We start from the raw sequence: 24,902 nt of genomic DNA on the forward strand, positions 1-24,902 counted from the left end.
TAAACGGTGACAATATATATCCACAGACTTAGCAGATTACTCTTTGAGATTACTGACTAAGCATTAAGGATCTATGATAGGTATGACGGTAACTTCGCGATGAAGTCAACATAGACAGGAAAGTAAAAGCCAATGTCACACGGCGATCCGCGTAAGACGGTTGGATACTGTTATTCAGCAGATTATGGATCATTGCCCATTAACCCCCAATATAACTGTTTTCCCCTTAAAAATTTTAATTAATATTAAAATTCAACCGGTTATAAACATTCCTGATAGAAAGCAGACTCATGGCTGACCTGCTGGTATATAGCGGGAAATTACAACCATCCGCTACGGTCGCAGTTTATACCTCGAATAGCCCCAAAATGCAAAAGCAAATTATCTAAAATTTCACATTTACGATAAAACTAACTGAATTAACCATTTATGCGCTTATCATTTTAGGCTTAAAAACAGGTAGAAATTATTCATTGAAAAGTCTAGAATAGCCGTCTAGATGTTAAAACATCCAACTATAATGTTCTTTGAATTCTTAAGGTATTAATCTCATGTCTACACACCTCTTTACTTCTGAGTCCGTATCAGAAGGGCATCCTGATAAAATTGCAGACCAAATTTCTGATGCGGTCCTTGATGCTATTCTTGAACAAGACCCAAAAGCGCGCGTAGCTTGCGAAACCTATGTCAAAACCGGCATGGTCATGGTTGGTGGTGAAATCACTACCAGTGCATGGGTCGATATTGAAGAAATTACGCGTAAAACCGTTCGTGAAATCGGTTATACCAGTTCAGACATGGGCTTTGATGCCAACTCTTGCGCAGTATTAAGCGCAATTGGTAAACAATCACCAGACATCAACCAAGGTGTTGACCGTGCAGATCCTTTAGAACAAGGTGCTGGCGACCAAGGTCTCATGTTTGGTTATGCAACTAACGAAACTGACGTATTAATGCCAGCACCGGTGACTTATGCACACCGTTTAGTGCAGCGCCAAGCTGAAGTCCGCAAAAATGGCACACTGCCATGGTTACGCCCTGATGCGAAAAGCCAAGTTACCTTCCAATACGATGACAACAAAATTGTTGGTATTGACGCGGTAGTCCTGTCCACACAGCACTCAGAAGATATTGACCAAAAAGCTTTACACGAAGCGGTAATGGAAGAGATCATCAAACCAGTTCTGCCTGCTGAATGGTTATCTCCAGCCACTAAATACTTCATCAACCCAACAGGTCGTTTCGTTATCGGCGGACCAATGGGTGACTGCGGTTTAACGGGTCGTAAAATTATCGTTGATACATACGGCGGTATGGCTCGTCACGGTGGTGGTGCATTCTCTGGTAAGGATCCATCAAAAGTTGACCGTTCTGCTGCCTATGCTGCGCGTTATGTTGCAAAAAACATCGTTGCGGCAGGCTTAGCTGACCGTTGTGAAATCCAAGTTTCTTACGCTATCGGTGTTGCAGAGCCTACCTCTATCATGGTAGAAACTTTCGGCACAGGTAAAGTTGACGAAGCATTGCTCGTGAAATTAGTCCGTGAATTCTTTGACTTACGTCCTTACGGTCTGATTCAAATGCTGGATTTATTACACCCAATGTACCAACAAACCGCTTCTTACGGTCACTTTGGTCGCCCACAATTCCCGTGGGAAAAAACCGACAAAGCGGCACAACTGCGCGAAGCTGCTGGTCTGTAATTTTCGCTAACGTCACTGACGCTAAGCGCAAAAATCAGCTTAAAAAACCCATCTTAATGATGGGTTTTTTTGTATCTAAAATTGCTCACTGATGTGATGAGTTAAATAACTTTTCTATTCGCCTCATATTTTGGGTCGAATAATCCCATTAATTGACTCATTCATCTTGATTGCTTTTCGGTGCATTGAAACTTACTTTTCAGTTCGTTGAAACAGCTGGAAAATTGCCATTCCTGCAATCATTGCCAACGTAAACAAAATACCTTGAGTCAGCCCCATGCCGGTTAATAAAATGGCAGGTCCCGGGCAAATTCCCCCAAGCCCCCAGCCTAAACCGAACAGCACGCTCCCTATGACTAATTTTTTATCAATAACTTTACTGGTTGGGATCTGCAATGGGCAATTCAGTACACTCGTTTTGCGCTTTTTCACTAACTGGAATGCGATACCGCTTATCACCATTGCCACTGCCATGGTAACCAACAAAGAGGGATCCCAATTCCCCGTGATATCCAGAAATGCCAAAATTTTTGCGGGATTACCCATACCAGCTAGTAGTAAGCCCAGTCCAAATAAAATACCGGAAACTAACGCGATAATAATTGGCATTACTTTATCCCCTTAACCCAAAGTGGTTAATCACAGCGACCGTGATAAATGCCACCAGCATAAAAACAACGACCGCCACCATGGAACGACGGGAAAATCTCGCCATGCCACAAATGCCATGCCCACTGGTACAACCGCTACCTAATCGTGTCCCAAAGCCCACTAACAACCCCGCAGCTATCAGTAATGGCGTGCTCGTTGCGATAGTGACTTCTGGCGTATACACAAAGGTAATAAACAGCAATGGCGCAACTAAGATCCCGACAATAAACGCCAGTTTCCATGCTGTGTCCCCTTTAGTGGGTTTAAGGACTCCCGCTAAAATCCCGCTGATCCCTGCAATTCGCCCATTAAAAATCAATAATATTGCCACCGCTAAACCAATCAACACACCGCCAATCGCCGCAGAGCCTGGCGTAAAATGCGCCCAATCAATCGTCATTTTAATTCCCCTTCACAGGACAATAGAGTTGATACAACGTATTGAGTAAGGTGAATAATTTCTCATCCGCAATAGAGTAATAGATTCGCTTACCTTCTCGACGCGTCGCGACTAATCCTTCATTTCTTAATACGGTTAACTGCTGGGATAACGTCGGCTGCACAATCCCTAACGAGGCTTCTAAATCACTCACACAAGCCTCGCCTTGTGTTAACTGGCACAGCAATAATAATCGGTCTGGATTCCCGAGTGTTTTTAATAATGACGCAGTTTGCGTTGCTGCTTGAGTCATTGCTAAAAGCAGCTGTTCTGAGTTTGGTTGTTCACTCTTTGACATCATTGGATCTCTTGTTACTATGTATAATATTATGCTATTTAATAATATATGTTTTGATATATTGAATGTCAATTATCACTTGTTGTTACTATATGACTTCACGTATTCTTGAGGACATGAAAACAATCCGAGTACCCATTCTGCTTCAACAGCGAGTGATGAAAACCCTACGTGAAAAGCTCGCGTTAGCTGAAGAAAAACTGGAACAGAAATTTCCAGAGCCCGCTATCAACTATAAACAGCGTGGAACCACCGCGGGCAGCGCCTATTTAAAAGATTGGGAAATTCGCGTTAATCCTACGTTGTTAATTGAAAATCCAGACAATTTTGTGGACGAAGTGATCCCCCATGAGCTCGCCCACTTGCTGGTTTACCGTGTATTTGGACGTAAAGGGGTCGCCCCTCATGGCAATGAGTGGAAATGGATGATGCAGACTGTTTTAGGGGTAACGGCGAAACGGACTCACAACTTTGCGGTGACCAGCGTCAAAAGCCAAACTTTTCGTTATCTTTGTGGTTGCGACACAATTCATGAACTTACCATTAGAAGACATAACAAAGTTGAGCGCGGGGAAAATCAGTATTTATGTCGAAAATGCGGGGAAATTCTCAAGCGAGAAATTGAGCCAGCGGCAGAGTGTTAATTCCCTGCCGCATCAAGAGGTAGAACCGAACTTAAGCGAACTCCGTCATCACTAATTTCGCGATTTCAAAGTAAATAATCAAGCCAGTACCATCAATAAATGTCGCGATAAATGGCGCAGAAACCACCGCTGGGTCAACCTTCAGCTTCTTCAGAACCATTGGAATAATAGAAGAAACAATCGCGCTCCACACGGTAATAGCCACAATCGTTAAGCTCACCACTATAGTCACTTCATGACCCACACCTAAGATCCAAGCACGAATTAACGCCGCACCACCAATGGTGACAGCTACTAAGAACGAGGTTGAAACTTCTTTTTTCAATACCGCACCGAGGTTACGTAAACTCACTTCCCCCAACGCCATCGCTCTCACGAGGGTCGATGTGATCTGAGTTCCGCTGTTTCCGCCGGTACCAATCAATAATGGAATAAAGAACGCCAGTGAAATGGCGGCTTCAAGTTGCTCTTCGAACGCTTTTAGCACGGTTCCAGTATAGGCTTCCGCCACAAACAACATTAATAACCACACAACACGCTTACGCCATAAAGTGACTGGACTGGTGGTTAAATACGGCTCTTCGAGTGGCGTAGTAGCCCCCTGCAATTGTGCATCGAGGGTATTTTCGTCTTCAATAAGTTCTGCAATATCTTGAGGACGTAATACACCCATTAACTTGCCGAACTGAACAACAGGGATCATATCCAAACCACTATGATTAATTAAATCATAAACATCATGGCGTGATTGTTCAGGGGAAACAGAGAAATAATTGTGGCGCATAATATCCGACACTAATAAATCTTCTGCTGAGGCAAGTAATGATTTAACGGACAGAATTCCATTTAAATAGTTTTCACTATCTACGACAAATAAATACGTTGGAATTTGCTCGCCTTCGAGATGTTCAATAAGACTTTTCTTCACACATGCCACAGAGTCGGCAACCGATACTGGCAAATATGATTGGCTCATATAAGCGTGAACAGTTGAATCATCAATTTTAGTTGGCTGTGATTGATTAGACTTTTGACGAGCGTCTTTCATCGCGGACTGTGCAATAGCTACTGCACCCGCTTTGTTCTGGGTAGAAAATGACATTTTTTTAGTCCCTATTACTGTTGTTTACTCAAACAGTACTCACATAGGGGCGAAACCAGATGAGAGAATGCGATTGCTATCTCTTCGTCTCGGTTTTAGCACTATACAACGTATCCTGAATCAATCAGGAAGTTACATGGGGATATACCTTCGGTCGATATATCCTGTCCTAATCTTGGGCGTCTCTCGACGTCGTCAGATCAGTAACCTATGTTTGTATAGGAGCCTCGCCTAACGAGTTACTGCACTTTGGATGCGGCGCGAATTATACCCACTGAGTGTTCAATTACCACCCTTTTACCTCTCTCTTTTTTTAATAGCCCACCCTCGTTTAAGTTTTGTTTAAGTTAATGTATATCAAGAATTCACCGTGTAACCATTTGTAACTTTAATAGAAACTTATATTATTCATAATACATAAAGTCATAATCACGCTATAAATTAATTTATTATTTTTTGATTATCTTTTGCCGCTAAAATACATGGATTAATAAACAAAAAAGCCACCTTATTTATATTCATAATAAGATGGCAATTAATGAGGCATTTAATTTTATATTATCGAAAATCGATTAAGCGATTTCTGTGTCGCCTTGTAATTGGCAACTGCACGCTAAAACATAGCCATTAGCAATTTCGTCTGCGGTTAATGTCATGGTGCTACTGGTTGTATAATTCCCCGAAAGCACTTTGGTTTTACAGCTACCACATCCCCCTGCGCGACACGCGGCAATCACTGGTTGTTTATTCTGTTCTAACGCAGACAAAAGCGATGTTCCCACCGGTACAGTGAAATTCGCTAAACGGTGACGAATTTTTAAGTTCAGTACCTCTTCACTCACGGCTTCATCACCACCAGTAGTAAAGCGCTCCATAAAGAAGTGATCCGCTGGCACGCCTAGTGCCTTAGAAAATTCCTGCACATTTTTCATATATGGAACAGGCCCGCAAGTCATTACCACTCGCCCATGAATATCCGGTACTAACTCCAGCAATTTTTCTTGGCTCAAGCGACCTTGCGCCACACCGCCGTTATCGGGGGTTTCCGGCATGATGCACAGTTGCAAACGTTGCGGATATTGCTGCACCAATCTTTGCCACTCATTGGCAAAAATGACCTGCTTTTCATCTCGCACATTAAACAGCACTTTAACATCCGTTTCAGGGCGATTCGCCATCAACCAACGGGTCATCGACATAATCGGCGTGACACCACAACCCGCTGCTAACATTAAATATTGGTGGCTTTGAACATTGGCACAAGTAAACTCCCCTTGCGCCTCAGACAACCAAAGATAATCCCCTGGTTTTACTGCTCCAGTCAGCCAACAAGAGCCTGTCCCCTCGTCTAATCGTCTCACTGTAATGGAGATAAAACGGCTTTGCCCCGGCGATGAAGACAAGGTGTAAGCACGCATCACGTCATCACTGTTTTTGATACTCACCAGCGCATACTGTCCTGGTTCATATTGGTAAAAATCATGATTAATCAGATTAATAGTCCAAACATCAGGGGTTTCCTGCACAATCGAGTGAATTTGCATTCTGTTCGGACATAGGCTTGTTGGCATGGTCATGGGTTACTCCTTGCAAGGGGGAAAGCCGCTTCCCCCTTGGTTTCCATCAAATTACGCAGGCAGGATTTCCGCCAGATCTTGTTCAACCGTGGTAATGCTGCGCATACCGAATTTTTCATTCAGAATATTCAGCAGATTTTCGGTTAAGAAGCCCGGAGCCGTTGGACCGGTGTAAATGTTTTTCACACCCAGAGCAAGCAGGGTTAACAAGATCACAATGGCTTTTTGCTCGAACCAAGAGAGAATCAGGCTCAGCGGTAAGTCATTCACACCACAACCTAATTTCTCTGCTAAGTTCACCGCTAACATAATGGCAGAATAGGCATCGTTACATTGACCCACATCCAGTAAACGCGGTAAGCCTTCTAAGGTACCGAAGTCCAGTTTGTTGAAACGGTATTTACCGCAAGCCAGCGTTAAAATCAGGCAGTCTTTCGGTACGCTGCGAGCGAAATCCGTGTAGTAACTGCGTTCACCACGGCTACCATCACAACCACCGACTAAAAATACGTGGCGTAATTTTTTCTGAGCAACAAGATCAATCACCGCATCCGCAGCGCCCAGCAGGGTTTGACGACCAAAACCGACGGTAATTTTGTGTTCGATTTCAGTGTATGGGAAGCCTGCCATTTCCTGCGCTTGCGCTATCATTTCAGCAAAACTGTCCCCCGTAATGTGTTTCACGCCCGGCCAACCCACAATGCTGCGAGTCCAAATACGCGCTTTATATTCACCCACATCTGGGTCGATAATGCAGTTAGAGGTCATTAAAACAGGACCCGGGAACTTAGCAAATTCCACTTGCTGATTCTGCCAACCACTACCGTAGTTACCCACTAAATGAGCGTATTTTTTCAGTTCAGGATAACCATGAGCAGGCAGCATTTCACCATGGGTGTAAATATTAATACCTGTGCCTTCGGTCTGTTCTAACAACATTTTTAAATCTTTCAGGTCGTGACCTGAAATCAAAATACATTTACCGGCAACTGGGCGCACGTTAACTTCCGTTGGAACTGGATGACCAAATTCCCCCGTTTCGCCAGCATCCAGAATTTCCATGATTTTGAAGTTCATCATGCCGATAGCCATTGCATTGTCGAGCAGCTCATTCATATCCGCTGGCAATGTGCCTAACCACGCCATAATTTCATGGTATTGAGCATAAATCTGGTTATCAAACTGACCTAAAACGTGAGCATGCTCCATATACGCCGCCGCACCCTTCAAGCCATACAGGCACAGCATGCGCAAGCCATGAATATCATCGCCAATTTGCGCTTTATCGACATCTAACGCAAATTGTGCCGCTTGCTGTTGCAGAGTTGCAATATCCTGCCCTGCTAATTGCAGGTTGATTAGCGGATGGTTAAAAGCTACTGCACTATTCACTGACAGGCAGCGTTTGATTAATTTATCACGCAGATAAATAGCTTCACGGGCATAACCAATAATACGTTCAGAATCGAAGTTAACGTTCGTCAATGTAGAGAAGAAAGCGCGCGGTGCGAAACTGTCCACATCATGATCAATAATGCCCAGTTCACGTGCCACCACCGCACTTGCAGATAAGCTTTGCAGGACAGCAACTAATAAATCTTGCAGGTCTGAAGTTTCAGCGGTTTTACCGCACATACCTTGCGAATAAGCGCAGCCATTGGTTGCTGGAGTTCTAATTGTTTGTTCACATTGCACACAATACATGGAGGAAACCTCTTTAAGTTGCATTTCATATACAACATTAAGATTACCCCTTTTAAATAAATAGAAAAGCACCTTAAAATTCTATTTGCAGGTTTGTTGATCTACATTAACTTTCACTATAAATAAGAATTATTCAATGTTGTAAAATAGGCAGTTTCACTAACCTCAGTTGATTTTTCGCTGGGGTTTCAAAGCAGTATTGCTATACTATGTTTATCATTCATACTTCATAAGTTATTGTTGTTAAATCATTTTAAGAGAATCAAAAAGCGATGATGCAGGCTAATTCGACTCCAAAATCAGACAACAAAACCCATTTTAGTTTTTTACGTCACGTGAAAGAATCCGATAAAACACCACTCAAAGTGCTTGTTTTAGCGGCTATTATTGGTGCCGTCGTTGGGCTGATAGGCTCCCTGTTTATGCTAGGGACTGAGTGGGTCAGCAATATTCGTATCGCATCTGTTAACCAATATGTCACCAACAAATGGTTGGTGATTCCTGCCATGTTTGTGGCTTCCGCCCTATTAGCCATGCTTGGCTACTATTTGGTTAAACGCTTTTCACCTGAAGCGGGAGGCTCTGGGATCCCAGAAATCGAAGGGGCACTACAAGATTTGCGCCCTGTCCGTTGGTGGCGAGTGATCCCAGTGAAATTTATCGGTGGGTTAGGTACGTTAGGCTCCGGCATGGTGCTCGGTCGTGAAGGTCCCACCGTGCAACTGGGGGCGAACATTAGCCAAATGTTTTATGACCTATTTCGCCTCAAAGATAATGAATCTCGCCATACATTATTGGCTGCGGGTGCCGCTGCAGGCCTTTCTACCGCCTTTAATGCCCCATTAGCGGGGATACTGTTTATCATCGAAGAGATGCGTCCACAATTTAAATACAGCCTGATTTCCATCAAAGCCGTGTTTATTGGCGCCGTCAGTTCCACCATTGTTTTTCGACTCATTAATGGCGAAGCCGCGGTATTGAACATTGGGCAATTTTCCTCTGCGCCGATGGAAACCCTGTGGCTATATCTAATTTTAGGGATGTTATTTGGGATCGTGGGAATTGGCTTTAACCGCTTCTTGCTCTATCTGCAAAGCCTATTTTTAGCTTTCTACCAAAATAAAGTATCACGGTTTGTTTTGATGGGTGGTTTGATTGGGGGTAGCTGTGGCGCTATCGGTGTATTTGCGCCAGAAGTTGTGGGTGGCGGCTATAGCGTGATCCACCAAATGGTCGCCAATAGCTTTACTATCACCATGCTGATGGTCTTTTTTGCCCTGCGCTTTTTAACCTCAACCATCAGCTTTAGTTCTGGTGCGCCAGGTGGGATTTTCTCGCCGTTATTAGCCCTTGGTACGCTATTTGGAGGCATTTATGGTTATGCGGCACTGGAGCTGTTCCCAAATTATTCGATTGAAGTCGGTACCTTTGCAATAGCCGGCATGGGAGCGTTGTTTGCCGCGACAGTGCGTGCGCCATTAACGGGCATTGTCTTAGTGTTGGAAATGACCAATAACTATCAATTGATTTTACCGATGATTATTACCTGTATTGGCGCAACAATGGTGGCGCAATTCTTAGGGGGTCGACCACTTTATTCTGTGCTGCTCGAAAAAACCTTAGAGCGCAGCGAAAAACAAGCCGCAGCGTCCAAACCCTAAAATTCATTTTTTCCCTAACCATAGAACGCATAATGGGTTGCCTAGGCAACCCATTATCTTCGCTATCACACGTTATTTTTTCTTGGCAATCAACGTTGCAAAGTTCAGTTTAATACGGTTACCTTGCGCATCCGTTCTGTGCAAATGTCCTGGGTTTTCATTGTATTTGAGGATTTCCCAATCTTGATAATATTGCTGCAATTCATCTGGTTTTAAGAAACACTTAAATGGCACCATATCCAGTGGCGCATCTGGCGTTTCTACCGCGCATACCACAATATTAACTCCACCCGCTCGGGTATGTGATTGCATATCCGCGATAATGTCGGCAATTTTATCCCGTTGCAGGAACATCAATACCACCGTGGAAATAATCAAATCATAATCACCTTGGATTTGGTGAGTATTAATGTCATATAGCGCGGTATGGATATTTTCTATGCCCGATTGCTGCTTAACAGTTTCAATGGCTTGAATATGATTTTGGTTAATATCCACCGCCGTCACATCGTACCCTTGCTGAGCAAGGTAGAAACTATTGCGCCCACGACCTGAACCTAAATCTAACACTTTGCAAGGTTTCGCTAAGTTATTCTCGCAAAGATAGCGCACTTCAGAGTGAGGCACACTGAGATCATACTGTTTATAAAACTCAATTTCAGGACGGCATAAAAAAGAGAGTTGGCAACGCATATCATCGCTGCAATCGGCAATACGATGCCAGACTTGCGGTTGGATCACTGGCGGTTGATTTTGCGTATCAAACGTAAATTTTTGCTCGCTACCGTCTTCATCAAAAATAATAAAATCGAGGGAGCCTTGTAATACCTTCAATTGAGCGAATGTATCTTCTTTGGTGTTATGGCGGTCTTGGAACATTAACGGAACCGAAGCCTTATCCCAAACAGGCATGGTTTTGTAGCACACTAATTCAGTCATGGGGTCACCTTTAAGTTGCATATTAAATACATCTTATGCCGTTCATCTTAATAGTGCAACGTTTTCATAGATAGAGAATGGATGAGTTGATGTGCATCAACCTCCTGCAGCACAGGAGGTCAAATTCAGAATCTTGAACTCAGAGATTTGGACTGAAAATCTTAGTAACCCAGCTGCTCTGCACTCAGCCCTAAAAACTCAAACGGTTTGGTATCAACATATTGCGCGGTCGCATCGCCCGAATAGATATGGCTTTGCTCTTCGCCAAGATCTAATTTTTTCACTTTTCCAGTCTCATTGGAAAAATCAATTTTCTTTAGATCCGTCCAAAAAATATTTGGCGTTAAAGCAGACTCAAAGAAATAGAGTTGACGCTTGCTATCAACCAGTGTGCGCCAACGGGTAGATGAAATCTCTGGGGATGTTTCCGACGTTAAACCGTATGGAACAGACACATTACGAATAACCCCAAACACACTGGCAACAGCTTTATTTGGCGTCGTTTTTTGTGGAATAGCATTAATGTAGAACTGCGCTCGAGCGAAACGATCCGCTGAACGGTTGGTTCCCGGCAGCATTACCGTACCACCAATACCTTGCCAATACTCTTGCATCGCTAACTGTTTTTCATAAGCCGGTGAATTAGTCATGACTTGGTATTTACGGCTATGGTGAATGACTTGTTTGCCATCGATATATTCGATAATCGCGCTATCACCACTCGCATCGGAAAGCGATAAATGCAAAGTCGCTAAGCGATTTTGTCCCGGAACCTTATCAGTCGCAACTATTAGTGGCGTTTTTTCTAATGCGGCAACAGCTTCTTCAACCGTGGCATAGTTGTCCAGCATATATTGTGCCCATAGCGAAATAGACAACGCGGGCTTTTTATTATCTAACTCAGGGTATTTAGATTCGGCGAGCCAAAGTAAGTTTGCTACTAACCCTTTTTCATTAACACCATCCGTCGTAGAAATATCGTAACCTGACGCTATCACGCTACCGTATTTGGATTTCCATTTGAGTGATTGCGGCCCTGCTGCGCCATTTCGCTCCATACCTCGTGGAAAAATCCATAAGTTGGTACCCACATCATATTTCCAATCCATGGTTCTACCGGTCATGATTTGTTGGTCTTCCCCGAGATAAACAACGCGGGTACAAGCCTGAGAAACCATGGCAGGAACATAAATTGCAGCGATGGTTAAGAGCGTAACAATGCTTTTCTTCACAAATCGCATCTTGCCTCCAAATGGTATTGAATGAGTAGCGCAGATAAGCCACGCAAATAAATAACTACTATTTATATTAGACAGTATATCGTTTTCAGCGTGTTTTTAGAGGATAGATATTGAAACAAAATGCAACAAGGATTAACTCACTTCATCAAATTGTTGACGTTTTCCCGTGAGTTAATCCTATTAAAAGATGGAATGGATTAGCCGGCGCTATTATTTTTTCTTTGCAGAAAACCATGAGCGTAATAATGCCGCTTTTTTCTGATTATCAGGAATATTCAGCGCGGAGTCATACAAGCTAATTGAAATTTGGCACACTGTTGCAGGTGATTTTTTCCCAGCCTTCACATCAATCAGCATGGTGACGTCATTTCCGTATTTTTCCGTTAATCCGATTCTCAGAGAGTCCATCAATGCCTGATACTCTTCTTCAGATAACGTGGTACGCTTCTCGCTAGTTTCGCTGGAAATCAACAAGGCATTGATCGCGCTCACTTGTTTTAATAAGACATCTTGGCTTTTTTGTGGCGGAATGACATCCGCAGGATCCCTTAACTGTGGGAATAGCGCGTCGTAACACATTTTCCCGGATGGGTCTTGCTCTAACAATGATTTGATATTGTCGTTCACTTTAGCAACAAAATTAATCACTGTTTCATCGGAGGCATAAGGCATGCGCTCAACGACCAGATTCATTGATTGGCTAACAACCTGATCCAATAATTGACGACGTAAGTCTTCGTTAGCAGGATCATATTGAGACATTAAAGGCTCAAAGCTCTGGTAAATGACCGGGCTTAATTTTTTGATCGTGACTAAAATCGGCAGTTCTTTTTCAACTTGAGCAATGGCCTCTGAATGAATTTCGCTATTACTTTCCGTCGATAGTACGTTGTTGTCTTTACTTAACCAGTAAAAACCCAGCGCAAAGATAATAAAAATGATGCTAACGACTACTGCGATTTTGCGTGAACTGTTTGTATTCAATGTGAATCTGCCTTTTAACAATCTGTCTTTTAGCTATTTGTTGTTAACAACAAAAACCAAAAAACCAATACTCAATAATAAACTCTTATCATTATTTTAGTCGTGAATACGGCCATATCGCTATAGGAATAAGAGTAAATGCGAAGAAAAAAGCAGAAAATTAACGGTTCTAATCGGAATTAAGAATGAAAAAACCGCAGACACTTATTTCAGTCTCTGCGGTTTTGAAAAATCGAAGGAAACGCATTTCAAAAATGCAAATTACTTAACTTGAACACCTTCAACAGACAGCATTAATTCAACTTCTTGAGATTTAGGGCCTAAATCAGATTTGATATTAAACTCTTTCAGCTTAATGTTCCCTTTCGCTTCGAAGCCTGCGCGGTAGCCACCCCAAGGATCTTTACCTTCACCCGTTAATTTCGCATCTAAAGTGATTGGTTTCGTCACGCCGTTTAAGGTGAAGTCCCCTGTTACGAGGTATTTGTCACCCTCTTTTTTCACTTCTGTGGAGACAAATTTCGCTTCTGGGAATTTTGCTGCATTTAAGAAATCCGGGCTACGTAAATGCTTATCACGCTCTGCGTGGTTAGTGTCGATACTGCCAGTTTTAATCGTCACTTCAACTTTATCTTTCGCAGGATCTTTCGCGTCGTAAGTAAAGTTACCATCAAAATCTTTAAAGCTACCGTATAACCAGCTGTAGCCTAAATGCTGGATACGAAACTCAATAAAACCGTGTTGACCTTGTTTATCAAATTGATAATTTTCTGCCAGTGCAGATCCCGCTGATAATAATAAAGTACCCGCAGCAAGACCTAAAATAGATTTCTTCAACATAACTCTCTCCACGTTATTTATCGGGATTAAAACCCAACATTCTTTTTAAAGTAATATCACCATCAAAGAAATGGTGTTTTAAAGCTGCAAATGCATGCAGAACAGATAACAAAACAACAGCCCAAGCTAAATAAAGGTGAATTTCACCTGCTGTATCCGCTTGTTCTGCTGCACCTGTAAATAATGCAGGCACTTCAAACCAACCAAATACACTTATTGCTTGTCCATCCGCAGTTGAAATTAAATAACCGCTGATCAAAATAGAGAATAAAATAATATAAATTAAAAGCTGAACCGTAATTGAAGCAAATTTCGTTAATTTGCTATAGCTCGATAACGGCTTAGGTGGTGGAGAAATAAATCGCCAAACCACACGAAAAAGCATGATAAAGAATAGCAACATTCCTATGCTTTTATGTATTTCAGGGGCTTGATGGTACCAGGTGTCATAATAGCCTAATGACACCATCCATAAGCCTAATGCAAACATTCCATATACGACAATTGCGACCAACCAATGAATGAGCAGCGAAAGATGCCCATAACGAGTGGCGTTATTTTTCCATTGCATAATTTAAAAACCATATAGTTTTAAAGGTAATTACTTGTTTTACCAAGTGGGAATAATCATAAGGTTAATCTGGCTTTATTCCTATCCCAAAGTTAAACAAATATTTTGTCGAAGATATTCAAATAGTATCATCATCATGATGAAAAATAGGTGAATTCTATTTTTCTTATTACAAGCGTAAACCTTTAATAAAGAATCTTCTATTTATGTAAATAGATTATACCTAATAACGTCTATGATTATTTAATCTGCTGATTTTCTTATTACCCATCACAATATGATAGATGAATTTGTTATAAATATAGTTCAGCTTCTCTAAAATAGGTAGGCGAGATTTTTATTTTAAGGATAAATTAACCCAATTTCCTCTATTCCTGCTAAATTGATGCCCTACCTATGGGTTGTTTTTCTTTTTTTTTAGAGGCTAGCGTATGTATACATTATGGATTGCCAACAAAAATTACTCTTCATGGTCTCTAAGACCTTGGATCCTGTTAAAAGTATTGCAAGTCCCTTTTGAAGAGAATATTTGCTTCTTCGAAAATGGCAAAAGTAGCCACGAAAAATTTAGCCGTTTTTCACCTTCAGGCTTAGTGCCATGCCTGATTGATGGTGATAAAACCATTTGGGACTCTTTGGCAATTTGTGAATATGTTGCTGAAGATTTCCCTCAAGTTTGGCCGACTGACAAATCAGCGAGAGCCTGGGCTCGCAGCGCGAGCGCTGAAATGCATGCTGGTTTTACCGCACTACGCCAACAATGCCCGATGAATGTGACAAGAAATGAGGCTCTCACTGAAATTTCCCATGAATTACAAGGAAACCTAAATCGCATTCAGCAATTATGGCAGGAAGGTTTTGATAAGTTTGAAGGACCTTGGTTAGCAGGAAAGCAGTTTACTGCCGTCGATGCATTTTTTGCACCCGTAGCATTTCGTATTCAAAGCTACCAATTAAAAGTCAATGAGCACGCTCAACAATGGATTGAGCGCATTATTGCATTACCAGCGATGCAAGAGTGGAAGCGTGCCGCAGAAATCGAGCCGTCTATCGAGCACTAAAAAAACACCTGTACGAGCATCAAAATTAATTTTTGAGCAGTTTGAGTAATAAGCAGACCCAAACTGCTCATTTTAATCACAAATCACCTAGAGGCTTTCATCCCAAGGATCGGCAGTCATCACATCCCCCGTTGGGGTATGCAGCGTTACTTGATCATTTTTAAACCATTCCGCTAAAGAAAACCCACCTTTCGGTGTTTCCACATGAATATCAATTGGGCAATATGGCGTATTCGCTTTGATTGCAAACTGCGCAAAATCTTCTTTTTGCTGGCGAGTTGGGCATCGAATCACCACATCAAGGTCGCAATCTGTCAGCATACTTTGAATATCCGTCGCCAGTGTATAAGCACAGCTTCCCGTCACGCCCCATTTCCAAGGCCAATTATGCTGAGAAATTAGCAACAAAACTTGGATAGGCGGTAACGCAATAAACATCGAACGTTGCAGTTCAATGGAATTCGACACTAAAGATTCCACATTCATAATGTGCGTAATAGCCGATTTTGAAATTTGGGTCGTCACACGCTGATGGGGCTTAATACCACGAATAGCCACGGTGAGTTGATTTTCATCTGCTTTTTCTCGGTGCACAATAAGGGGTAGTTTACTGTTCCACTGCGTTTGAACCCATTCCGGCAGAGTATCAAGAGGGACATCGCTATTACTACCAACCCAAACAAAATCATGGGGATTAATTATTTGCATTTATTCTTCCTTATCATGACGACAAATTGCTCTCGCTCTGCGCTATTATGCATTTTTTCAGATAGATGAATACATTCACTCATAATCAACATCTTTATTTGTACCATTAAGAACAAAGGTTCATAGGTCATTGAAGGGGAAATTTGTCTTCAAATAGCAATATGTTATCATAGAATACTCTTAATAATTAAAGAGTTATATAACGAATTTTGAGCATCATAATATGAAGAAAATCCCTGCTATCCATGACGGAATTCTGTTCAGCAGCTGCTTAGTTTTAAGCGCTCTCACTGCATTTGCACTGATCGACGTTCAGGCCGCCATGTGGGCAGCATTTTCAACGCTCTACTCATTTAACCTATTTAACGCCGCTAAAGAATATAAAAATTACCTCTATACTGCTTTTTGGCTATCAATGATTTTAGTCGCTATCTATATTGGCGATACGCTACGCTTAGGCACTGGGTTTTATATTTATCTGGCGATATTCTCATTTATCTATTATCAGCTCTATGGCACAGATCCGATCATGGACTTAACTATGAAATTCATGATTATCATGTCCACCATTGGCACAATCTTGCCTGAAGTATCAAAAAGCCTGACCTTAGGTTTTTTAATTGGCAGTGGCGTTACCTTGCTCACCTATTATTTTCTCAGCCACAAAATGACTCGCCATTCCATTATTACGCCACTTACTGTGGAAAAAAATCTATTTACCCTACGTAAAAATATTATTCCACGATCAATGACCTATACCATTGGGTTGCTATTAACGTTGGCGATTCCTCGGATGGTAGACTTAGGGCATTTCTATTGGACATTGCTGACTTTCGTTTTTGTATTGCACCCAAAATCTGAAAGTATTGTGCGCATTACACTGCAACGGGTGGCGGGTAGCTTAATTTCCGTGTTATTCCTATTCCTATTATTTAATACCCCATTGATGCCTTATATTGGGTTAGTGGCGATTTTAGTTTTCGCCTTTTTGCTGCCAATGAGTTTTCATCATGGCTATACCTTTATGACTTTTGTCGTCACCAGCCTAATTCTTTCGGTTCTTGAACAAGTGGTTTATTGGCGTCATCCTGTCTACACCTTACTATTTGACCGAGTTCTTGAAACTGCCTTAGGTGGGGCTATCGCTATCATTACCAGTATTATCTTGAAGCTATTTCGCGAAAAAAGCCCGGAGAGCTAACACTATTCGGAGGTATAGCGCTAACCATCCAGACTTTGTTTATACCTGACTATATTTATACATCCTCAGTACTTCGTACTACTTCACCATGGCAATGGTGCATTTTCCCCATTCGCGTGCTCGCCGTAATACAACGACGGCAAGAAACGAGACAAATAGGTAAATTCGTTATAACAGTGGCGCATTAACTCTAATCCAATTTCATCGGACAGCTGTGTGCGCGGATCCTCAATAGATGCGCCTAGCAAGAAACGGCTACGTAATACACAACCAAACTCAGTATCACGGGCTAGATGCATCATTTTCCCATCAATAGGATACCCTTTAGCATCCATTTCAATATGCTCACCAAAGCCAATCGAAGAGCAAACTGCACCGGAGATATGCCCCTCTTTGATGGCTTTTTCATAAGCTGAAGCCTCAAAAAAATCCGTTGGTTCTCTAAATTTTAACTTCGCTGCCACTGGCGGGATCGCACCGAGAGATTCAACCGCATGGATGGAAGCGCCAATAAAACTTTGCCCTTTTTGCCATTTATCATCCCAGCCGTGATGGGCAACATGGTCATGGGGATGCCACCAGCGGATATGTTGCGTGGTTTCAAAAAAGGTAAACCACCACGCTAACATTCGGCCTTTACAACCATGCAAATCGGTACGAACTGCGACTGTTAATAACCCATTTTCATCACGCTCAATACCCATTTCCATGCGTAACGGATGTGGCAGTAGCAACTGATTTATGTCGTCAACTGCCCATGTTTGATTTGTTTTCATGCTGACCTACCTATCTCGATTAATTAGGAAACTTATTTTGTTTCCTAATTAGTTTTGAGCTAAAATGAAAAAAAGTCAAGAGAGCAAAATGAGGTAAGCCATTTATGTCAAACATCAGCGAGAATAAACCAACTCGAGGTCGCCCAAGTACCCCTGAGGCGCTTCTCAAAGAAAAAATCATGGATGCAGCTCTGAATTCACTACTTGAAGATGGATACCAACTCACCAGTATTGATAATGTGGCAAAACGTGCAGGCGTAGCTAAAAAAACCATTTATCGGTTTATAGAAAATCGTGAAGAGCTTGTTGAAAGAGTCGTCCTCAATTGGACGGATAGCTTTGTACCCTTGTTTGAACAAAAAGCCACGACCCGCGATGAGCTATTTAGCCTATTGCAGAATAATTTAGAAATTGTCGCAAAAACTGTTCTTTCCCAAGAAGCTGTTGGGCTGTATCGCTTATTACAGACAGATTTTATGCACAAAGAATTGCTATTAGAAAAATACCAACAAAACGGTATTGAGCGCAGTCGCCAGTTACTCAATCAATGGTTAACCCGCCATGCGCAAGACGAAATTATCCAACAGCATGATTTTGCCATTATCAGCGATTTGATCCTCTCTATGACGATAGCTGAACCATTACGGCAAATTTCATTAGGGCTCTCCCCGGCTGGGCTGACACCCGAGTTTCAGCAAAGGATCACCCATGTGATTGATTTTTGTCGCTCTAGAGTTTAGAGAAAAAACAACCAAATACATTTTCATGCTCTATACTTTCATTAACATTCATCAAGCCTGACAAATGAAAGGCAGCTGGAGCTAAACATGAAAATATCGATCCTAGGAGCTACTGGTTTTGTCGGTAAAGCGTTGGTTTCTGAAGCCTTAATGCGTCATCATCAAGTTACTGCAATTTCTCGTCACAGCAATCAGCTCGCCCAACATGCTCATTTAATTGCTGAATCAGGAGATATTACGGATGTGGCATGGCTAACATCTCGGCTTAAAGGTCAAGATGTGGTGCTTAGCGCATTTAATGGAGGATGGAGTAACCCTAATCTGTACCGCGATACGGTTACAGGTAACCAAGCAATCTTAGATGCCGTAAAAAGAGCAGGTATAAAACGATTTATTGTAGTTGGTGGTGCCGGCAGTTTAGAAATCGCCCCTGGTGTTCTATTGCTCGACTCCCCCGATTTTCCAGCCAATATTTGGCCTGGAGCCCAAGCTGTCAAAGAATTTAAAACGACGTTGGAATCTATTGATAGCTTAGATTGGACGTTTGTTTCTCCTGCAGCGATGCTTGAAGATGGCGCTCGAACAGAAACATTTCGCCTTGGTGGAAAACAGCTATTAATGAATGGCAATACCCCCGCAAAAATATCCGTTCAGGATTTGGCGGTGGCGATATTAGATGAGGTAGAGCGACCACAATTTATTCGTCAGCAGTTTACAGCTGCATATTAAGACTAATAAATGGATCACGAGTAAATCATGACTAAATGTATCTGTTTATTTGTTTAACATAAAAAGTAATACAATCATTAACGTTTAATGAATATTCGTATATTCCCGTATAAAAATATGATTACTCACTTATAAATAATTAAATTAAGATTATTATCATTTAAATAAAGTTAAGTTTAGCTATCAATATAATTTAAACTTGTGCGTTACTAATTCATATTGAGACTAGAGTTTTATTTTTAGATGCGATGATTTTGATGAGCTTTATGAGATATTTATAATAGGCAGTTATTGTATTCAGATATAATCTAAAAGCAGAGTATTAAGCCGGAAGAAACAACCTATAATAGTAAAACAGATAATCTCTTCCGGTCAGACGATTAAATTCATGGAATCTCTTTTATCAAAACAGGGTCAAAAATAGAAAATCTTTTACTTTCCTAGTGATAGCTAACTGCTAGAAACAAAGGCAAAAAAACATAACGTACTGATATTTTTAATGAAGTGTACTACGAGCGCCACTATTTATGTTTACAACACCATATAAAAATGATGCGGGTTCCAAGTTAAATAAATAGGCAAATTGAAAAAGTGAATCAACATCAATGCAGCTTTCTCCACTCTCGAAACGATTCATTTCATCTTCAGAAACACCAATTAAATCGGCCGCTTGCTGAATACTCATTTTATGACTTTCTCTTTGCATACGGATCTTAATCCCTAGCTTTTTCGCAATTTCATTTTCATTCATAAATGCTCCTTTTACTATTAGATTGAATACCAATTATGAGGGCAGCTAAATTATCATCACACCAAGTTTAATTAATTGACTTATGTTAATAAAACACGACATACATCACATCATTTAATGACACTCATAAATAGATATTTTTCACTTAAAACTGCAATTGGTTGATTTAAATTACAAATAAAACCAATAATCCATGTAATATAAAAATAAAAGCGTGATAGCAATCACATAAAATTCAGATTAATACCTGTGTATATTTACTTATTATGCCCATCAAATAATGATGCAAAAATTTAATTACTCATTTAATGATGATCTGCAGCATATAGCTATATTACAAAATCACAAAAACAATGATCAAGGATTATCTTAACTTTTTTCAAATAATGATAGCTTACGTTTATATACTTAAATTTATTCTTATATTTTAAATCATCTACTAATGACATATTCACTTAAACAACATGCAATATCATAATAATAACTGACTAAATCATCTATCACTATCAGAATAATTTTTTATCATTTATTTAACTTTTCTCAAATAACTTATTTTGTCATACAAAATATGAATATTAATGAATGATGATTGAATTATATTCACACCAACTGAATCGAGTAACCTATTGAATATTTGCTTTAATTCTATTCATTTGTTAAACGCTTTAATTCTATTTATATGAATAGCATTTTCTTTGCATAAAGACTGAGTTAACAAAAAATGCGTTGTAGGCTATCAAAAAATTCAGCGTATTCCTAATACGGTACCTCTGTTTAATAGCCTAACCAACCATCATTTCGAGTGTAAAAACCCAATTAAAACTTACCTAACTTCACATTGCATATAAAAAAATTGCCAGTAGACATGTTATCCTATGTTCAATTACGATGAGTTTTATCTAACTTTAATGCTCAGATTTGGCTCTTAAAATAACGTCTGTTGCAAAAGTGACTGGAAAGGTAACCATGCTACAAGAAAGTGTTATCAGGGAAATTATTCTCTGGATCGAACAAAATTTAGAGTCACGGCTCTCCCTTGATACCGTGGCTGATAAATCTGGATACACTAAATGGCACTTTCAACGATTATTTAAAGCCCAAACAGGTCTTGCGTTAGGTGCTTATATTCGCGCTCGTCGTTTATCCTGCTCTGCGGTTGCTTTACGCTTAACGAGTGATAGCATCATGGATATTTCACTACGCTATCGATTTGATTCACAACAAACTTTTTGCCGTGCATTCAAGAAACAATTTGGTGTAACGCCTTCTGAATATCGTAAACGCTCAGGCTGGCATATTGAAGGATTCTGCCTTCCTCTACGTGAAAGTAAAGAACTCGAAGCTCATGTGGAATTAGTTGAATTAAAAGAGATCCACTTAGTGGGAATGACTCATCGCTACACACAAGGCATTAATGAGTGGAACTTAAAAACTGAAGAGTTACGACGCCAGTATTGGAAAAACTTTTTAGATAGAAACAAGATTGTTGCCAAAAACTTGTATGCTATCCACGGGGTCGATAAAAGCTCCGATGAAGAAGGTCGCTTCCTCTATTCCACTGCATTTGATGAAAACGATCTTGATGTCATGCCACCATTTACTAAAAAACTGATGGTTCCTGCTGGCAATTATTTGCAAATTAAATTTATCGGTAATTTACAAGGCACTGACTATAACGACATTATTTATACCGTTTATGGAAAAGTGCTCGCCGAGATGGATATTGCTCGCGGCTTAGGCGCTGATATCGAACATTATGTTTTAAAATCAACGCCAACTTATGAGGATTTTACTAGTCACCCTCATACTTACATCCAAGAGCTGAATTACTATATTCCTGTGATTACATAAAAACTAACAACCCGCTTTTACACGGGTTGTTAGCTTCATTCAGTACTGAATAAATTAGAACGTGACGTTCAGTTTACCCCAGAATGTTCGACCTGGCTCATTTACAGGGCTATTGGACGAATAACCAAATCCGCTATTACCTGCTAAGTTCAAGTGCTCACTGTAGGTTTTATCAAACAAGTTATCAACACCCGCACTCAGTTTTACACTTTCATTAATACGGTATGCAGTATTCATCGAAAATACCGTAAAACCTGCACTTTCGCTGAAGTCTTTTCCAACCACGTTACCTTCGTTGATTGCTACGCGATCTTGACGACTCACCATGCGCACCAACCCCGTCGTTGTCCAATCGCCTTTTTCCCACGTTAAACCTAAACGGCTTTCCAATGGCGGCATTTGAGGCAGTGCACGTCCATCAGTTCTATTTTTCCCCCAAGAATACGCAAGGCTTGCATCGGCTTTCCACTCATCGCTGAGTTGATAAGCGACGCCCATTTCACCGCCCATGATCATCGCATTGACGTTTTCAACTTGGCTCATTCTGGCGTTAGTTGGGCTATAGCGGAATAAAATAAAATCATCAACGCGCCCTACATAAGCAGAAATCCATGCATTGGCTTTATCATCATTGTATTTCGCACCAATATCTAACTGTGTCGTTTTCTCGGTTTTCACATTGTCGAAAACATTTTTGCTGCCATTCGGACCCATTTTTGGCGAGAATAACTCCCAATAATCTGGGAATCTTTCTGTATACCCTACCCCTGCGTATAGCATCACTGGCGTTTCAGGTAATGCATGTTCATAGCGAACGAATCCTGCTGGCATGACGGTGTTACGACCGGAAGACCCTACATCGGTGTAATTATCCACCAATACGCGGTCTAAACGTCCACCACCAATCACCTTACCTTGCTCGCTCGCAGTCCAAGTGACCTCACTGAATACGCCATAATCTTGAAATTCTGCATCTTTTTTCCAGCTATTATTGCTGTTTTTACGGTGCTTATTGGTCTGCATATCTGCACCAGTACGCAGCTCATAATCACTCCATAACCACGTCCCCATGACTCGACCGCCCATCGTCTCGCGGTCAACACGCATTTTCATTGGCATATTCATCATCATACCGTGCCCGCCATGGCCACCGCCCATATGCCCACCGCCAGATCCCATTGTGCTCGTTGGGCTACGCAGTGAATAGTTATCCATAATATGGTCGGCGTAGTTGTAGTAAACATTCCCTTCGATTTTATCGAATACCTCACCGATATTGCTTTTCTCGAAACGTAATCCTAAGCTTTCACGCTTGAATTGAGAGCCATCCATTCCTCGCCCTGCATATCGCGCTTCACCATCACCTTTCCCTGCGGAAAGCTCGAGTAATGTGTATTCATCCGGCGTCCAGCCCACTGCAACATCCGCATTCCATTTATCCCATTTAGACGGTACTTTGTTCCCGTTACCATCTTTATAGTCATTAGAGTGAGATTTATTGCCAGTCAGGCGTACATAGCCTTTCTCATTGCCCAAGCTCACATCAGCATTAGCATCCCAACGCTGGTTCGATGCCGTCAATGCACTCGCATTACCTTGAATGCCCCCCTCCGTAAAGACAGGTTTTTCACGCTCAAAACGCACCGTTCCCGCCGAGTTTCCAGGTCCCCATAATACGGTTTGAGGACCTTTCACCATGGTGAGCAAGTCAAAGTTTTCCGGTGAAATATAGGATGTCGGCGCATCCATACGGGAAGGACACGCTCCCAACATTTCACTGTCATTCGTCATGATCTTAAGACGAGAACCAAACATGCCACGAAAAACAGGGTCGCCATTTGTTCCACCGTTACGGATTTGGGAAAAACCGGGGATCGTTTTCAAGTAATCAGAGCCATCACTCGCAGGTACTGGCTGTCTTGGGGTTTTAGGCGATGTTGAAATAGTTAACGGCGAGTCCACTGGCGCGGTGACAATCATCACTGAGCTATCGGTGATTGAGCTTTGATTTTCTTCTTTGGCGAAAGTGGATGTTGACGCGATAGCCGAAATCACCAGCGCAGTCATAGGTGCAAATTTAAAATTAATTGAGTTCATTTTTAGCCTATTTTTATCTGTTTCTTACTGCTATTAACTCAAGGAGTTAATGACCACTCAGCTTCTTTTGAAAAACAGCCTAGCCTCCTGAAAATGAAGCTAAATTTCAGGATAAGCGAAGTGGTTTTGTCCATTGAAGACAAAATGCAGTTTTAAATTACGTTAAATAAAGAAATAAGAATCAATAGGATGTCGGTGGTGCGCGAGCTAGCTGTAATGACCAAGGACGGAAAATTCGTAATTGAATACAACGTTCGAAAGGAACAAAGATAGCGAGGGTTGCTAATTGGCGGATCACCGCAGCAACAAATAAAATCAAAAATGGGAAGTGAACAAGTAGCTGGCAGTAACCACACGCGATGTCTTCCATCGGTGATTGCCCGATTCCCGTCATCAGCATATGGTTCATCGCACCGCCATCTTCGCAATGTTCAGACAATGGCATTTCTTGATGCTGCTGCACCGAATGCTCCGCCATTTCCCCATGCCCCATTGAGCAATCGTTCATGTGTGACATTGATTTTGAAATCAATGGCGCAACGAACAACATCGCAACAGCGAGTAAGGCAAGGTAAGCGGCAAATTGTCGAATCGCGTGACGTAAATGCAACGGTTTTCCGGTGTTTCATAGCCT

General features: G+C 41.4%; 24 protein-coding genes and 1 riboswitch. Of the genes, 8 read left to right on the plus strand and 16 right to left on the minus strand.

What is annotated here, in order from left to right; translation table 11 throughout:
- Positions 1-551: 551 nt before the first annotated feature.
- Positions 552-1,703 (plus strand): methionine adenosyltransferase, encoded by a 1,152-nt coding sequence (gene metK, locus ACY3ZI_RS15255; protein WP_006661136.1) that lies wholly within the window; start codon positions 552-554, stop codon positions 1,701-1,703.
- 192 nt (positions 1,704-1,895) lie between these two features.
- Here the strand turns inward: metK and ACY3ZI_RS15260 are convergent, their stop codons facing one another.
- From ACY3ZI_RS15260 to ACY3ZI_RS15270, 3 genes are read right to left on the minus strand one after another with little or no spacing between them, the layout of a single operon-like run.
- Complete coding sequence (locus ACY3ZI_RS15260) at positions 1,896-2,312, minus strand: DUF6691 family protein (RefSeq protein ID WP_211886330.1); 417 nt, start codon at positions 2,310-2,312, stop codon at positions 1,896-1,898.
- A 4-nt stretch (positions 2,313-2,316) separates the two neighbouring features.
- Positions 2,317-2,754, minus strand: coding sequence for a YeeE/YedE family protein (locus tag ACY3ZI_RS15265; protein ID WP_036951224.1), 438 nt, complete (start codon positions 2,752-2,754; stop codon positions 2,317-2,319).
- Between the two features lies 1 nt (position 2,755).
- Positions 2,756-3,091, minus strand: a complete 336-nt coding sequence (locus ACY3ZI_RS15270) for an ArsR/SmtB family transcription factor (protein WP_132496803.1) — start codon at positions 3,089-3,091, stop codon at positions 2,756-2,758.
- A 116-nt stretch (positions 3,092-3,207) separates the two neighbouring features.
- On the opposite strand from ACY3ZI_RS15270, the gene ACY3ZI_RS15275 reads away from it, so the two are divergent.
- Entirely contained in the window at positions 3,208-3,735 is a 528-nt protein-coding gene (locus ACY3ZI_RS15275; RefSeq protein WP_148444781.1) for a SprT family zinc-dependent metalloprotease, read from the plus strand.
- A 31-nt stretch (positions 3,736-3,766) separates the two neighbouring features.
- Here the strand turns inward: ACY3ZI_RS15275 and ACY3ZI_RS15280 are convergent, their stop codons facing one another.
- The 3 genes from ACY3ZI_RS15280 to hcp form a co-directional block, all read right to left on the minus strand.
- Positions 3,767-4,837, minus strand: coding sequence for a magnesium transporter (locus ACY3ZI_RS15280; protein ID WP_036951226.1), 1,071 nt, complete (start codon positions 4,835-4,837; stop codon positions 3,767-3,769).
- Positions 4,838-4,910: 73 nt separating this feature from the next.
- Positions 4,911-5,083: riboswitch (M-box (ykoK) riboswitch) on the minus strand.
- Between the two features lie 326 nt (positions 5,084-5,409).
- Complete coding sequence (gene hcr, locus ACY3ZI_RS15285; protein ID WP_487375458.1) at positions 5,410-6,414, minus strand: NADH oxidoreductase; 1,005 nt, start codon at positions 6,412-6,414, stop codon at positions 5,410-5,412.
- Positions 6,415-6,465: 51 nt separating this feature from the next.
- Positions 6,466-8,118 (minus strand): hydroxylamine reductase, encoded by a 1,653-nt coding sequence (gene hcp / locus ACY3ZI_RS15290; protein ID WP_487377548.1) that lies wholly within the window; start codon positions 8,116-8,118, stop codon positions 6,466-6,468.
- Between the two features lie 272 nt (positions 8,119-8,390).
- Between hcp and clcA the strand changes: the two genes are divergently transcribed.
- Complete coding sequence (gene clcA, locus ACY3ZI_RS15295; RefSeq protein ID WP_487375459.1) at positions 8,391-9,779, plus strand: H(+)/Cl(-) exchange transporter ClcA; 1,389 nt, start codon at positions 8,391-8,393, stop codon at positions 9,777-9,779.
- A gap of 72 nt (positions 9,780-9,851) precedes the next feature.
- On the opposite strand, the gene tehB is transcribed toward clcA, so the two are convergent.
- From tehB to ACY3ZI_RS15320, 5 genes are all read right to left on the minus strand, one after another.
- Positions 9,852-10,739, minus strand: coding sequence for an SAM-dependent methyltransferase TehB (tehB, locus tag ACY3ZI_RS15300; RefSeq protein ID WP_487375460.1), 888 nt, complete (start codon positions 10,737-10,739; stop codon positions 9,852-9,854).
- 140 nt (positions 10,740-10,879) lie between these two features.
- Positions 10,880-11,959, minus strand: coding sequence for a linear amide C-N hydrolase (locus ACY3ZI_RS15305; RefSeq protein ID WP_154602500.1), 1,080 nt, complete (start codon positions 11,957-11,959; stop codon positions 10,880-10,882).
- A 210-nt stretch (positions 11,960-12,169) separates the two neighbouring features.
- Positions 12,170-12,943, minus strand: coding sequence for a topoisomerase IV (locus tag ACY3ZI_RS15310; RefSeq protein ID WP_249215519.1), 774 nt, complete (start codon positions 12,941-12,943; stop codon positions 12,170-12,172).
- A 261-nt stretch (positions 12,944-13,204) separates the two neighbouring features.
- Complete coding sequence (locus tag ACY3ZI_RS15315; protein WP_036952050.1) at positions 13,205-13,783, minus strand: YceI family protein; 579 nt, start codon at positions 13,781-13,783, stop codon at positions 13,205-13,207.
- Between the two features lie 13 nt (positions 13,784-13,796).
- On the minus strand, positions 13,797-14,354 hold the full coding sequence (locus tag ACY3ZI_RS15320; protein WP_036952053.1) for a cytochrome b: 558 nt from the start codon (positions 14,352-14,354) through the stop codon (positions 13,797-13,799).
- A 431-nt stretch (positions 14,355-14,785) separates the two neighbouring features.
- Here ACY3ZI_RS15320 and ACY3ZI_RS15325 point away from each other — a divergent pair, with 431 nt between their 5' ends.
- Positions 14,786-15,415 (plus strand): glutathione S-transferase family protein, encoded by a 630-nt coding sequence (locus ACY3ZI_RS15325; RefSeq protein ID WP_211886335.1) that lies wholly within the window; start codon positions 14,786-14,788, stop codon positions 15,413-15,415.
- An 87-nt stretch (positions 15,416-15,502) separates the two neighbouring features.
- On the opposite strand, the gene ACY3ZI_RS15330 is transcribed toward ACY3ZI_RS15325, so the two are convergent.
- On the minus strand, positions 15,503-16,123 hold the full coding sequence (locus tag ACY3ZI_RS15330; protein WP_036952061.1) for a malonate decarboxylase holo-ACP synthase: 621 nt from the start codon (positions 16,121-16,123) through the stop codon (positions 15,503-15,505).
- Positions 16,124-16,346: 223 nt separating this feature from the next.
- On the opposite strand from ACY3ZI_RS15330, the gene ACY3ZI_RS15335 reads away from it, so the two are divergent.
- A complete protein-coding gene (locus tag ACY3ZI_RS15335; protein ID WP_036952064.1) occupies positions 16,347-17,324 on the plus strand; it encodes an FUSC family protein in 978 nt (325 codons plus the stop codon).
- A gap of 83 nt (positions 17,325-17,407) precedes the next feature.
- On the opposite strand, the gene ACY3ZI_RS15340 is transcribed toward ACY3ZI_RS15335, so the two are convergent.
- Positions 17,408-18,100, minus strand: a complete 693-nt coding sequence (locus tag ACY3ZI_RS15340; protein WP_487375461.1) for a DAPG hydrolase family protein — start codon at positions 18,098-18,100, stop codon at positions 17,408-17,410.
- Positions 18,101-18,204: 104 nt separating this feature from the next.
- Between ACY3ZI_RS15340 and ACY3ZI_RS15345 the strand changes: the two genes are divergently transcribed.
- Entirely contained in the window at positions 18,205-18,840 is a 636-nt protein-coding gene (locus ACY3ZI_RS15345; protein ID WP_211886337.1) for a TetR/AcrR family transcriptional regulator, read from the plus strand.
- An 87-nt stretch (positions 18,841-18,927) separates the two neighbouring features.
- Complete coding sequence (locus tag ACY3ZI_RS15350) at positions 18,928-19,569, plus strand: NAD(P)-dependent oxidoreductase (protein WP_487375462.1); 642 nt, start codon at positions 18,928-18,930, stop codon at positions 19,567-19,569.
- A 496-nt stretch (positions 19,570-20,065) separates the two neighbouring features.
- Here ACY3ZI_RS15350 and ACY3ZI_RS15355 read toward each other — a convergent pair whose 3' ends face one another.
- A complete protein-coding gene (locus tag ACY3ZI_RS15355; protein ID WP_036952076.1) occupies positions 20,066-20,320 on the minus strand; it encodes a helix-turn-helix domain-containing protein in 255 nt (84 codons plus the stop codon).
- Between the two features lie 966 nt (positions 20,321-21,286).
- Between ACY3ZI_RS15355 and ACY3ZI_RS15360 the strand changes: the two genes are divergently transcribed.
- Positions 21,287-22,171, plus strand: coding sequence for a helix-turn-helix domain-containing protein (locus tag ACY3ZI_RS15360; protein WP_211887823.1), 885 nt, complete (start codon positions 21,287-21,289; stop codon positions 22,169-22,171).
- 54 nt (positions 22,172-22,225) lie between these two features.
- On the opposite strand, the gene ACY3ZI_RS15365 is transcribed toward ACY3ZI_RS15360, so the two are convergent.
- On the minus strand, positions 22,226-24,268 hold the full coding sequence (locus ACY3ZI_RS15365) for a TonB-dependent copper receptor (protein WP_108478300.1): 2,043 nt from the start codon (positions 24,266-24,268) through the stop codon (positions 22,226-22,228).
- Between the two features lie 181 nt (positions 24,269-24,449).
- A complete protein-coding gene (locus tag ACY3ZI_RS15370) occupies positions 24,450-24,878 on the minus strand; it encodes a DUF2946 domain-containing protein (protein WP_211887822.1) in 429 nt (142 codons plus the stop codon).
- Between the last annotated feature and the right edge of the window lie 24 nt (positions 24,879-24,902).

It is taken from the genome of Providencia sp. LY12 (assembly GCF_057621555.1).